At 58.4% G+C, this 12401-nt stretch carries 13 protein-coding genes; 10 read left to right on the forward strand and 3 right to left on the reverse strand.

Translation table 11 applies throughout. The annotated features are described in order from the left end of the window. The 3 genes from BA066_04225 to BA066_04235 form a co-directional block, all read left to right on the forward strand. A partial coding sequence (locus BA066_04225; GenBank protein RDD53463.1) for a peptide ABC transporter substrate-binding protein occupies positions 1 to 1321 on the forward strand: 1321 nt, incomplete at its 5' end. A gap of 186 nt (positions 1322 to 1507) precedes the next feature. Then, a complete protein-coding gene (locus BA066_04230; GenBank protein RDD53464.1) occupies positions 1508 to 2158 on the forward strand; it encodes an MBL fold metallo-hydrolase in 651 nt (216 codons plus the stop codon). Positions 2159 to 2480: 322 nt separating this feature from the next. Continuing rightward, the gene (locus BA066_04235) at positions 2481 to 3041 is read left to right on the forward strand and encodes a rubrerythrin family protein (protein ID RDD53465.1); all 561 of its coding nucleotides are present in this window, start codon (positions 2481 to 2483) and stop codon (positions 3039 to 3041) included. Here the strand turns inward: BA066_04235 and BA066_04240 are convergent. Then, a complete protein-coding gene (locus BA066_04240) occupies positions 3031 to 3756 on the reverse strand; it encodes a creatininase family protein (protein ID RDD53466.1) in 726 nt (241 codons plus the stop codon). The genes BA066_04235 and BA066_04240 overlap by 11 nt on opposite strands. A gap of 139 nt (positions 3757 to 3895) precedes the next feature. Between BA066_04240 and BA066_04245 the strand changes: the two genes are divergently transcribed. The 7 genes from BA066_04245 to BA066_04275 all read left to right on the forward strand — a co-directional run bounded on the left by BA066_04245 (position 3896) and on the right by BA066_04275 (position 11923). Further along, positions 3896 to 5215: a hypothetical protein gene (locus BA066_04245; GenBank protein ID RDD53473.1), complete on the forward strand. Its 1320-nt coding sequence runs from the start codon at positions 3896 to 3898 to the stop codon at positions 5213 to 5215. Positions 5216 to 5264: 49 nt separating this feature from the next. Further along, positions 5265 to 5822, forward strand: coding sequence for a hypothetical protein (locus BA066_04250; protein ID RDD53474.1), 558 nt, complete (start codon positions 5265 to 5267; stop codon positions 5820 to 5822). 133 nt (positions 5823 to 5955) lie between these two features. After that, the gene (locus BA066_04255) at positions 5956 to 7776 is read left to right on the forward strand and encodes an amino acid permease (protein ID RDD53467.1); all 1821 of its coding nucleotides are present in this window, start codon (positions 5956 to 5958) and stop codon (positions 7774 to 7776) included. A gap of 10 nt (positions 7777 to 7786) precedes the next feature. Then, positions 7787 to 8041 carry an Lrp/AsnC family transcriptional regulator gene (locus tag BA066_04260; protein RDD53468.1) on the forward strand — a complete coding sequence of 85 codons (255 nt, stop codon included), beginning with the start codon at positions 7787 to 7789 and terminating at the stop codon, positions 8039 to 8041. Next, positions 8038 to 8472 carry a hypothetical protein gene (locus BA066_04265; protein ID RDD53469.1) on the forward strand — a complete coding sequence of 145 codons (435 nt, stop codon included), beginning with the start codon at positions 8038 to 8040 and terminating at the stop codon, positions 8470 to 8472. The genes BA066_04260 and BA066_04265 overlap by 4 nt, the downstream gene beginning before the upstream one ends. Positions 8473 to 8532: 60 nt before the next feature. Beyond that, the gene (locus tag BA066_04270; protein RDD53470.1) at positions 8533 to 10986 is read left to right on the forward strand and encodes a glycyl radical protein; all 2454 of its coding nucleotides are present in this window, start codon (positions 8533 to 8535) and stop codon (positions 10984 to 10986) included. Between the two features lie 28 nt (positions 10987 to 11014). Further along, a complete protein-coding gene (locus BA066_04275) occupies positions 11015 to 11923 on the forward strand; it encodes a glycyl-radical enzyme activating protein (GenBank protein RDD53471.1) in 909 nt (302 codons plus the stop codon). A 3-nt stretch (positions 11924 to 11926) separates the two neighbouring features. Here the strand turns inward: BA066_04275 and BA066_04280 are convergent, their stop codons facing one another. Further along, positions 11927 to 12175, reverse strand: a complete 249-nt coding sequence (locus BA066_04280) for a hypothetical protein (GenBank protein ID RDD53475.1) — start codon at positions 12173 to 12175, stop codon at positions 11927 to 11929. A 34-nt stretch (positions 12176 to 12209) separates the two neighbouring features. Continuing rightward, a complete protein-coding gene (locus BA066_04285; protein ID RDD53472.1) occupies positions 12210 to 12401 on the reverse strand; it encodes a DUF134 domain-containing protein in 192 nt (63 codons plus the stop codon).

Consider the following 12401-nt stretch of genomic DNA (forward strand, 5'->3'; position numbering starts at 1 on the left):
ACCGGGGATAGCCGAGAGGTACGAGGTCAAGGACGGGGGCTCCACCTGGGTGTTCTACCTGAGGAAGGACGTCAAGTTCTGTGACGGGACTCCTGTCAAGGCGCAGGATGTTGTTAGGAGTATTAAGAGGGTCATGAGCATAAACGGAGACCCGGCCTGGCTCGTCACAGACTTCGTTGAGGATGTAACGGCCCTGGATGACTACACGGTCCAGTTCAAACTGAAGAAGCCGGTCAGCTACTTCCTAGCGCTAGTGGCGACCCCGCCGTACTTCCCGGTCCACCCGAGCTATCCGGCCGATAAGATAGTGAGCGATGCAACCTGGGGAGGGGCGGGGGCCTACTGCATAAAGGAGTTCAAGAGGGATGAGTACATGATCCTGGAGGCCAACCCCTACTACCACGGGACCAAGCCCAAGAGCGGAACCTTCGTGATAAGGTTCTACAAGGACGCCTCGACGATGAGGCTCGCGTTGGAGAGGGGGGAGATAGACATAGCCTGGAAGACCCTGAGGCCAACGGACTACAAGGACCTGATGAGCAACCCCAACTACAAGAGCGTGGTCGCCCCCGGGGGCTTCATAAGGTACATAGTGCTTAAGGTGGATGTACCTCCCTTCAACGATGTCCGCGTCAGGCAGGCCCTGGCATATGCGGTGGACAGGTCCGAGATAGTAGATAAGGTCTTCCTGGGGACCATGGCCCCCCTCTACAGCATGGTGCCCAACGGGATGTGGAGCCACATAGACTGCTTCAAGGAGAGGTACGGGGACAAGCCCAACCTTGAGATGGCCAGGAATCTATTGTCGCAGGCCGGTTACAGCGAGACTAACAAGCTGAAGATCGAGCTCTGGTACACACCGACCCACTACGGGGACACGGAAGCTGATGTGGCCCAGCTCCTCAAGAAGCAGTTCGAGGCGACTGGAATGATAGAGGTGGAGCTGAAGAGCAGCGAGTGGGCAACTTACTTGGAGCAGCAGAGGAGCGGGAGGATGAACATACACCTCCTAGGATGGTACCCGGACTACATAGATCCAGATGACTACCTGACCCCGTTCCTGAGGACCGAGTCCAACAGGTGGCTTGCATCCGGCTACTCCAACCCGAGGCTCGATGATCTCCTGGACAAGGCGGCCATAGAGGTAGATACAAAGGTCAGGACGAACTACTACGCTGAGGCTCAGAGGATACTGGCCGAGGATGCTCCTCTGATACCCCTCTTCCAGGGCGAGCTCATCCTCATAACTCAGAAGAACGTTGAGGGCGTGCTCGTCGGTCCGCCTATGATGCTGACTTACTCGACCATATACAAGAGCTGAGATAAACACCCTCCATTTTTTATTTCCAATCCACGTTGAGCTTGACATTCTCCATAAGAGACCTGAGCCGAATCAGGCTAGCTAAAACTCCAGATGCACGCTGTTGCCCTCCCGAGGTCCCCCCATCCTGTCGGTGCGAGCCGCGCCGGGGATATGATTTAAGTTTTGGCCGGGTTCTTGAGTCGCGTGTGGGAAACGCTGATGGACTCCCCCACCCTCAGGATACTCAGGGTCTGCTGCGGGCCCTTCGAGAGCCTCTGCTACCTGATAGAGGACAAGCCAGACAGGAGCTCCTTCCTAATAGATTGCGGCTGTCCGGCCGATGAGGTGATCGGATTGCTTGAGTTAAACGGCCTGAGACTTGAGGCGGTGCTCCTAACTCACACTCACTTCGACCACGTGCTTGAGGTAAACGCGGTAACCAGGAGAGCCGGATCCAGGGCCATCGCTCATCCGGCCGACGTTGAGATGCTTCCGGTCTACTGGAGGGAGGAGCTTGGGAGCGAGCCTGAGGTGATCCCGATGGTGGAGGAGGGGCTGAGCCTCAGCCTCGGCAGCCTCAGCCTTCTGGCCCTCCACACCCCGGGTCACACCCCCGGTAGCGTCTGCTATTACTCCAGGGAAGTTGGCGTGATATTCACGGGAGACACGCTGTTCAGGGGAGCGATCGGCACCCTAAGATATTCAGGCAGCCCCGATAGTCAAAAACAGATGAGGAGGAGCCTGAAGAGGCTTTACTCACTCCCAGAGGACACCCTCGTGCTTCCGGGGCACGGGGACAGCACCACGATAGGGGAGGAGAGGGAGACCATAAGGAGGGCCCTCAGATACCCTTAGGGCTCAGGTTAGCCCCTGGGCTGATTGATCGATGGGATAAAGCGACTGCTGTGGACTCATGGACCTTCATCATTGGTTCATGAAAGTCGCAGTCAACTGTGAAGGAAGGCACGAGCTCTTCGCATCAATTCGGCTTACCTAGCCGCATATCAGCGCGGGATCAGCATTCAAGAGTGAAATTTATGCAAATATCTTTGAGAACTGATGCCGAAATAAGCCAGCGGTGGAATCTGCTGAGGGCCGGCGCTTTCGAGGCCGAGGCACATATGCTCTGAAAGCGAACCATAACAATATTTATATTGAATGAGTGGGAGCTCGGGATATGCACCACATCCGTCCCATGACCAAGGAGGCCCTGCTCTCCGCCTTCGGCGGGGAGTCGATGGCCCACATGAGGTACCTGATATTCGCAGGCATAGCCGAGAAGGAGGGATTCCCCAACGTGGCCAGGCTATTCAGGGCCATAGCTTACGCTGAGCAGGTTCACGCCACAAATCACTACAACGTGCTCAGGGATTACAGGGAGGAGGCCAAGGTGTCAGCTGGAACCCCGATAGGGCCCGGATCCACCTCTCACAACCTGGAGCTGGCGATAGCGGGCGAGGAGTACGAGGTTAGGGAGATGTACCCGGCTTACATGGAGCTGGCCAGATCCCAGGGGATCGATCAGGCGGAGAGAAGCTTCAAGTGGGCCTATGAGGCGGAGAAGATACACGCTGAACTCTACAGGAGGGCCAGGGAATCGGTGGACAGGGGGGAGGACATGAGGATAGAGGGGAAGGTCTGGATATGCCCCGTCTGCGGTCACACCTACATAGGGGAAGTCCCTCCGGAGAGATGTCCGGTCTGCCAAGCTCCCAAGGAGAGATACGTCAGCTTCTAACCTTTTTTAGCTCCTCAACGATCCCGCTCAGGTCCTCAACAAGGGCCTCGAAGAGGGTCCTTCCCCTCTCCGCGGAAGCCGTTCTCTGCCTTCCCAGGACGCCTGAACCTGAGCTCTCGATCGTGTAGCTGAAGTGAGTCAACCTGCTCAGCTTATCCTCTTTCACCTCCTGATCCAGGAGCCTATCCGCCAGGACAGACTCGGGATGAAGGTGCATGATCATCGAGGTCTCAGCTGCGGCAGCATGCCCCCTCTCCTCCGGACCGAAGAGCCCCTCCACGATCCCGGAGCTGGAGGTCCACCACTGGTAGACGTAGACCCTGACTCCAAGCTCCTCCAGGGATCTCCTGGAGACCACCTGAAGCGCGGCCAGGTTCCCCCCATGCCCGTTCACGACTAGAACCCTCTTAACTCCCCACCTGGCGAGGGACCTGATCACGTCCAGCAGGTACTCCTCGAGCGAGCGCTCGCTCACGGTTAGGGTTCCCGGGAAGTGCATGTGGTGGAAGCTCACGCCTATCGGTATGACTGGAAGCTTCAGCACTCCGGTCCTCCTCGAGACCTCCCCGGCGAGGGCATCCGCTATCAGGGTGTCAGTCCCGAGGGGGTTCGCCGGGCCGTGCTGCTCAACGGAGCCGAGGGGCAGCAGGACAAGATCGCATTCCCTGAAGTAACCCTCGGCCTCCTCATAGCTCATCAGGAGGAGATCCCTCATAAGGGATGGAGCGACCTGATCTTAATAAGGGTTAGGCTGCCCGGTGCCCGGAGATGGCCCCTAATCGAGGCGCCGATGGGCCTTTTTATAGCCTCTGGGCTCAGCCTCAGGATCTCTTGCCCGAATGGAGAGGGGGATGATGGCGCAGGCCGGCTTCATCAGGAGAGTGGCGCTGGTGCTTGAGGCCCTCCTGGGTGGCTTCTACGTCTCGGTGACGAGGGGGCTCTTCGTGCCCATGCTGACCTACTCCGGCTATCCCACGGGGCTCATATCCCAGGTGCTCCTGCCAACGTCGATAGGGGGGATCCTCATATCCCTACTCCTCTACGAGAGACCTGGGATGCTGACTAACAGCTTCAGGTACTCCCTGCTCCTCCTCCACATCTCTGAGAAAATAGCCTGGCTCTTCCTCCCCTTCCTCCTACAGGATCCCCGGCTGGTGTCTGCGGCCTACCTGATGGCAAACATAATCTCTGCGATCGTGAGCATCGCGATGGGCGCCTTGATCTTCTCCATCTTCGGGGCGGAGGAGGTGATAGAGATCTCAATCCACAGGTCGGCGGCCTCCTCAGCGGCCTCCATCCTCGGCTCCCTGTTCATGACGTACGTCTCAGCGGCCCTGGAGCCACCCAGCTCCTACCAGCTCTGCTACATCACTGCCGCTCTGATAGGCCTCTCCTCATCCCTCTCCCTCCTCCTGGTCCCCGGCATACCTGGGAGGATCTTCGAGGAGGCTCGCGAGGAGGAGGAGGCGAAGGTCAGGAGCAGCGCGGCCCTCCTGGTCCTCAGCCTGATGCTGGCCGGGGGGAACATGGTGGGTATCTCGTGGAGCCCCCTCCTGAGGGAGATGGGTGCCCCGATGTACCTAGCCGTGGCCCTCTCCGTGACCGCGAACCTCGGCGGTGCCCTTGGCTCCTACCTCTGGAGGAGCTACAGGGCCTACGCATTGGCCATCCTGATGAACACGGTGATCACGCTCACAATACCCTTCATCCGGGTCCCGGTCTATCACGTGGGCCTCTCCCTGCTGACGTCCCTCACATTCATCGGGGCGAACCTGCTGGGCACTCAGATCTTCTCTGATGTGAGCCGGAGGCTGGGCAGGGTGAGGGCCTCGGCTTACCTCACCTCCTCCAACTACACGGGGCTGCTGCTCGCCGTCATGATATCCATGGCGCGCCCCTTCAGCTCCTCCCAGCTGCTTTTGCTGGCGGGCCTGATCAAGCTTTCGGGTCTCGCCCTTACCCTCCTTGCCATCCCGGAGACGGCTGTGATCCCGGCGAGGAGGGCTTATGAGGTGAGCAGGATGATCTACTCCACCAGCCTCCTGGGCTACTCCTTCACATCTCAGGCATCCAGGGAGTTCCTGAGGACCATGATAGCAACAATATTCCTGACCATCCTGGTCACGGTGCTCTACGTAATTTATAGGGTCGTCACTTTGATCCTGGGGATCTGAGTTGCAGGCGCAGCTGGTGGAGGAGATACTTAGGGCGCTCAACGACGTCATGATATCCATGCCGAAGATAGCCCTCGCCTCCCTGATAATATTCCTGTCCTTCCTGCTGATGAGGCTGGTCAACAGGCTGATAGGATGGCTCGTCAGGGTGGGGAGGCTCGAGGACTACCTGAGGGAGGTCTTCCCGGAGGGAACAAGGATATCGCTCACGAGGATTTTCTCCCTCATAGCGGACTCTCTGATCCTGATAGCAGCCTCATCCGGCGTCATAAGGATCTTCGTCCCAGAGGGGACGAGGCTCTACGGTGAGGCGGTCGACTACCTGGCCAGGGTGGGGAGCATAGTGATACTGGCCCTCCTCTCCATAGTCCTGATAGACGCGCTGGTGAAGTCCATGAGGTTCGAGAGGAAGACCGAGATGTTCTTCATGATGCTGATCTCCCTCACGGTGGCTATACTCATCATAGACCTCACCAACCTCAGCAGCGAGATAAAACTGACGCTGTCGGCCGGGCTCTCGATAGGATTGGGGCTTCTAATCGGAGTTTTCTCGGCCTGGGCCTTCTTCGGCGAGTACCTCGAGGGGAGGGCTGGGTCCAGAGGTTGATCTATGCTCGGGCCTGCCGGCGCATCAAAGGGAAAGTTTTTTAATTCCCCGGGCGGGCCGCTCAGGGCCCAGAGGGTAGGTGGGCGGGTGACCTGAATTAGAGGACGAAAAGCAAGCATCTCTGAAGAGGGAAGTGAGGTTATTCGGGGCCTTCTCGATGGGCTATGCTGACGTGGGTGCCGATGTTTATGCGGCCCTCGGTATAGTGGCACTTTTCTCAGCGGGGGCCACGCCCCTCTCGTTCCTCATAGCCTCAATAGTCTACGTCACCACGGGTCTGGTATACGCGGAGCTGAGCTCCACATACCCCGTGGCCGGAGGCGCCCATGTATTCGCTGCCAAGGGCCTGAATGACCTCTTCGGCTTCATAGCCGGCTGGCTCCTGATCCTCAGCTACATAGTTGACATATCCCTCTTCGCAGTCGCATCCGCCGGCTACCTCTCCTTCCTGATCCCCGGGATAAGGGAGCTCCGCCTGAGCGCCGGTCCGCTCGAGGTTCCCGGCATAACGCTCGTGGCTATCGCTCTCATCTGCCTTCTCCTGCTAATCAACCTGATTGGCATAAGGGAGTCGGCCCTGTTCACTGAGGTTCTGGTGGCAGTGGATCTTATCGTGGAGACGCTGCTTCTATCCCTGGGAATCCTGAACATAATTAGGAATCCCTCATCGCTCCTGGAGGGCATGAGGGAGTTCGGGTCACCCGAGGCGATGGGGGGAGTGGTCTACCTGCCCGGGCTGGATCTGAGGCTTCAAAACGTGCTCTACGGCACCACGATAGCCATGAGCTCCTTCATAGGTATAGAGTCCATAGCTCAGGCCTCTGAGGAGATAAAGAGGCCCTACAGGTGGATCCCCCTCGCGACCAAGATGTCCATAATCTCAGTCTTGATATACGTCCTTGGCCTCTCATTCGTGAGCATCGGGAACGTCGGGTGGAGGACCCTCGCCGAGAACAGGGAGATGTCCCTGGCCGTCCTGGCCCTCTCCCTCCCCCTCATCGGTAGGTACGCCTCCATAATCGTCGCCTTCACCGGCTTCCTGGTGACCCTGGCCTCATCCAACACTGGGGTCGTGGGGGCCTCCAGGGTCCTCTACTCGATGGGCAAGTTCAAGCTGATGCCATCATACCTCTCCTCCGTGAGCAGGAGGTTCAGGACCCCGATCAGGACCATATTGCTGGTAGGCATCATTTCGATGATCCTAAGCTTTCTTAGGGAGCTAGAGAGGATAGCTGACGTTTACACGGTGGCGGCGCTGATATCATACCTCCTCGTGAACTACTCCCTCATGAGGATCAGGAAGCTGGAGACGAGGGCCTTCAGGCCCTGGAGGGTGCCTGGGGACGTGAGGATACTCGGAAGGGAGTTGAACCTGGTGGCCCTCATCGGGGTTTCGTCAACGGCCTCCCTCCTGGCCCTGGTCCTCCTCATGCACGAGGTGGGCAGGGTCGTGGGCCTGGTTTGGCTGGCGGCCGGGCTGATCATCTACGCGGCCTACAGGAGGGCAGCGGGCATGGGCTTGCTGGGAAGGATCAGCGCTGAGGCCATCAAGCCCCCTGAGTACAGGAGGGAGGCCCTGGTCCTGCTGAGGCCTTATGAGAGCGAGGATGTAGTTGAGGACATTAAGCGGGGGCTCAAGGGGAGGTACAGGCTCCACCTGGTCACCGTGCTCGATCCCTCGGGGCTCAGAGCGGATGAGCTCATCGAGATGAAGGAGGCGGTTGGCAGATCCCTCAGGGCAATGGCGAGGGAGCTGGAGGAGGGGGGCTTCGACGCGGACTACAGGGTCGACTTCGGCGACCCTGCAGAGGTCGCCCTCTCCCTGGCGTCTAGCGACCTCTTCGACTTCGTCATCGTTATAGTCGGGAAGGGCTCGAGGAAGCTGGAGGAGGCGGGAGTGGCAAGGCTTTTAATGAGCAGGCTCCCGGGCAAGGTGATGGCCCTGAGGAGGTGATCCCTTGCTAGTGATACTCAACATATACGCTGAGCTCGACAGGCTTGATGACATAGTGGAGAGGCTGAGGAGAATGGAGGAGGTCTTGGACCTGTACGAGGTCACCGGGGATTACGATATAGTGGCAGTGATTGAGGTGGACTCCGTGGAGGAGTTCAGGAGCAGCATAATAAGGAAGCTGACCGAGATAAAGGGAGTGAGGGGAACGAACAGCTTCGTCGTGCTGCACACGCACAAGAGGGAGGGGAGGCTGGTGGAGGAGTGAGCCCCAGGAAGAGGGTGCTCCTTCCGGTGACCTGCAGATTCTCCCCGGACCTCCTCAAGGTCCTCCTAATAGGCAGGCTCGGCCTCAAGGATGTCGAGGTCACCCTGCTCAGGGTCCTGAAGGTCCCCCCGTCCTCCCCCCTGGATGAGGGTCCCTTCTCTGAGGATGTCAGCAGGGAGGAGAGGGAGCTCAGGGAGCTGGCCGGGAAGCTGATTGAGGCGGGCATAGGCGCTGAGGTGAGGGTTTTCCTGGCCAGGGATATCGTCGTGGGGATAGAGGAATGCCTGCAGGGTCACGACATTCTCATACTTCCCTCGGGGAGCTTCGGAGGAACCCTGAGGAAGGTCCTGGCCAGGATATCGATAGAGAGGCTGGCGGCCAGGTTCAGGGTCCCGGTCGTGGTGGTCAGCAGGGAGCTCCTTGGCTGCTGACTCCAAGCTGAATGCAACAAAGTTTATATCCTAAGGACTCGCAAGGATTCTTGGGTGCTCATGACGGCGACTTCTCAGGAGCTCTCCTGCGAGGTCGAGATCTCGAAGGAAATGGAGAGGAGGAGGAGCGCGGTAAGGCCCTTGAACGAGAGGATAGCCAGGCTGAGGGAGGAAAGCGTCAACTCAATCGTAAAAATTTCATTGGAAAGGGCAAAAATAATAACTGAATTTTACAAGAGTGACCTCCCGAAGGGGAAATCAATCCCTGTTCAGAGGGCCCTCGCCTTCAAGTACCTGATGGAGAGGGTGAGCCTCCCCGTCGAGGAGGGGCAGCTCATAGTCGGACTCAGGGGCACGGGAGTTAAGGAGGTGCCCACCTACCCTGAGATATGCGTTCACAGCCTGGATGACCTTGAGATCCTCGACAAGAGGAAGAACATGCCTTACAAGGTCGATGATGAGACGAGGGAGTTCTACGAGAGGGAGGCCATACCGTTCTGGAAGGGGAGGTCGATGAGGGACATAATATTCGAGAACCTCCCGAGGGAGTGGATAGAAGCTTACGAGGCCGGCGTCTGGACGGAGTTCATGGAGCAGAGGGCCCCGGGCCACACGGCCGGAGGGGAGAGGATATTCAAGATGGGGGTCCTGGACATAAAGGAGCAGATAAGGAGGAAGATGGAGTCGCTGGATCCATCGGATCCGGAGTACTACGAGAAGATGGAGGAGCTAAAGGCCATGGACATAGTGGCCGATGCGATCCTGATATACGCTAGGAGGTATGCGGAGAAGCTCGAGCAGATGGCTAGGGAGGAGAGGGATCCTGAGAGGAGGAGGGAGCTCGAGCAGATGGCTGAGATATGCAGGTGGGTCCCGGCTCATGCTCCCAGGACCTTCTGGGAGGCGCTGCAGCACTACTGGTTCATACACGTCGGCGTGACATACGAGACCAACCCCTGGGACTCCTTCAACCCGGGCAGGATAGATCAGCACCTCTACCCGTTCTACAAGAGGGACATCGAGGAGGGGAGGCTGACCAGGGAGAGGGCGAAGGAGCTCCTCCAGGCCTTCTGGCTCAAGTTCAACAACCAGCCGGCCGTTCCAAAGGTTGGGGTCACGGCTGAGGAGAGCTTCACATACAACGACTTCTCCAAGCTCAACCTGGGCGGCCTGACCGTCGACGGGAGGGACGGCGTCAACGAGCTCTCCTACCTCATACTGGAGGTCCTGGATGAGATGAGGACCCTCCAGCCAAACACCGCCGTTCTTGTGAGCGAGAAGAACCCGGACAGCTTCCTAATAAAGGCCCTTAAGGTAGTAGGCCCTGGATTCGGGGAGCCCCCCTTCTTCAACTTCGACGGCGTCATCGTCAAGATGCTGAGGCAGAGGAAGAGCTTGGAGGACGCCAGGACCTCCGGGGTGAGCGGGTGCGTCGAGTCGGGAGCCTTCGGCAAGGAGGCGTATATACTCACCGGCTACTTCAACCTCCCGAAGATACTGGAGATAACCCTGAACAGGGGAGTCGATCCTAGGACTGGGAAGAGAATAGGGATAGATACAGGGGATCCCAGGGAGTTCAAGACCTTCGAGGACCTATGGAACGCCTTCCTCAGGCAGGTGAAGCACTTCCTCGACATAAAGATGAGGGGGAATGACATAATAGAGGCCCTGTACGCCAAGTACCTACCGGTCCCCTTCCTCTCCCTCTGGATAGAGGACTGCGTCGAGAACGCGAGGGACTACAACGCTGGCGGCGCTAGGTACAACACGCAGTACATACAGGTCGTAGGGCTAGGCACCGTCACGGACAGCCTCGCAGCGATCAAGTATCACGTGTTCGAGAGGGGAACGATCAGCATGGATGAGCTCCTGGATGCCCTAAGGAAAGACTTCGAGGGGTATGAGTTCCTCAGGGAGGTCCTCAGGAACCCGGACAGGACCCCGAAGTACGGCAACGATGATGATTATGCCGACTCAATAGCCAAGATGCTGGTCGACGCGGTGGTGGATATGATAAGGAGCTATCCCCCGACCCCGGTGAGGAGGGCTAGGAGGGAGGCTTACTTCCTCCCGACCACCGTTCACGTCTACTTCGGGAAGGTGACCGGGGCGACGCCTGATGGGAGGAAATCAGGATTCCCCGTGTCGGAGGGCGTCTCACCTGTTCAGGGGATGGATAGGAAGGGGATAGCGGCCGTCTTCAGGAGCGTCGCCAAGTGCGACTGGGACAAGACCGGAGGGGCCCTCCTCAACCAGAAGCTCACCCCTGACATATTCGACGATGAGGAGAACCTGAGGAAGCTGGCCCATCTGATAAGGGCCTTCTTCAGGATGGGGGGTCATCACGTTCAGTTCAACGTGGTAAGCGCGGAGCTGCTGAGGGAGGCTCAGAGGAGGCCGCAGGACTTCCAGGATCTCATGGTGAGGGTAGCGGGCTACAGCGACTATTTCGTTAACCTCCCGAGGGGCCTTCAGGACGAGATAATAGAGAGGACCGAGCACAAACACCTATAATTTTCACGATTTTTTTGGGAGTGATCGCTTGAGCTCCGGCATCATATTCGACATTCAGAGGTTCGCGATACACGACGGTCCCGGTATAAGGACGAACGTCTTCATGAAGGGCTGCCCCCTCAGGTGCTGGTGGTGCCAAAACCCAGAGGGCATCAGCCCGGAGCCCCAGGTCATATACTTCGAGTACAAGTGCATCCACTGTCACCTCTGCCAGGACGTCTGCCCCCTAGGTGCGATAAGCGTATCAGCGGGCGACGTTCACTCAATAGACAGGAGAGTCTGCAATGGCTGCGGGTTGTGCGCCCAGAACTGCCCCTCCGGCGCCCTGAAGCTCGTCGGGAGGGTTTATACGGTCGAGCAGCTGATCGATGAGATAAGGAAGGACATGATATACTACGACTCCTCCGGCGGGGGCGTGACCTTCACCGGGGGAGAGCCCCTCTTCCAGCCGGCCTTCCTCAGGGATGTCCTCTCGGCCTGCAAGGAGCTGGGGATTCACACCGCGGTGGAAACATCCGGCTTCGCCTCCAGCGATGTTGTAAGGTCCCTGATCGACAAGGTGGACCTCTTCCTCCATGATGTGAAGCTTCTGGACGAGGAGGAGAGCAGGTACTACACCGGAGTCCCGAGCGGGCCCATAGTGAGGAACCTCAGGCTGCTGGTGGAGAGCGGGAGGAGGAGGGATGTGATAGCCAGGTTCCCCGTGATCCCCGGGATAACGGACACAGATAAGAACCTGAGGATGATAAGAGATTTCCTCTCGGAGCTCGGAATAGAGGAGATCCACCTACTACCATACCACGACGTCAAGGAGAAGTACGACAGGCTGGGACTTCCCTACAAAATGGAGGTGAGGAAGGGGCCATCCAGGGAGAGGCTGGATGAGATAAAAAGGATCTTCGAGGAGGCCGGGCTAAAGGTCGTTCTTTACGGATGAGGATCAGCTCTTTCCCTCCTCAAGCTCCCTCAGCCTCTCCTCTATCTGCTTCAGCCTCTCCCTGAGCTCGCTCTCCAGGCTCCTCAGGTAGCTCAGCTCCTCATCCCTGCTCGGGAAGGCCGAGCTCGGGGGAGGAGTCCACCACCACCAACACCACCATCCTCTGCCCCACCATCCCGGCCTCTGCCAGGGCGGGAGGTAGCTGAAGGGCCCGCGACCGGGCCAGGGACCCCAACGCCTCCACCAGCCCATCGCATCACCCATCTGAAACATGTATCAAAAATATTTAAACTTTTTCATAGGCCCTCAGGGCTATGGCCCTCCCCTCGACCAGGGCCCTCACTACCTTCCTCCTCCCGGACTCGAGTATCCTCCAGAAGGTGGCCCTGGGTAGACCCATCCTCATGGAGGCCTCCTCCACGGTTAGATCCTCCAGGTGCACTAGCCTCATGGCCTCCAGCTCATGATGGTAGAGCAC

The organism is Candidatus Korarchaeota archaeon NZ13-K, assembly GCA_003344655.1.
Taxonomy (GTDB): domain Archaea; phylum Korarchaeota; class Korarchaeia; order Korarchaeales; family Korarchaeaceae; genus Korarchaeum.

Bases quoted from the DNA above. Each gene is read 5' to 3' on its own strand.
- BA066_04270 (RDD53470.1), top strand. From the start codon at position 8,533: ATGACGGCGACTTCTCAGGAGCTCTCCTGCGAGGTCGAGATCTCGAAG.
- BA066_04250 (RDD53474.1), top strand. From the start codon at position 5,265: ATGATATCCATGCCGAAGATAGCCCTCGCCTCCCTGATAATATTCCTG.
- BA066_04235 (RDD53465.1), top strand. From the start codon at position 2,481: ATGCACCACATCCGTCCCATGACCAAGGAGGCCCTGCTCTCCGCCTTC.
- BA066_04240 (RDD53466.1), bottom strand. From the start codon at position 3,756: ATGAGGGATCTCCTCCTGATGAGCTATGAGGAGGCCGAGGGTTACTTC.
- BA066_04280 (RDD53475.1), bottom strand. From the start codon at position 12,175: ATGGGCTGGTGGAGGCGTTGGGGTCCCTGGCCCGGTCGCGGGCCCTTC.
- BA066_04245 (RDD53473.1), top strand. From the start codon at position 3,896: ATGGCGCAGGCCGGCTTCATCAGGAGAGTGGCGCTGGTGCTTGAGGCC.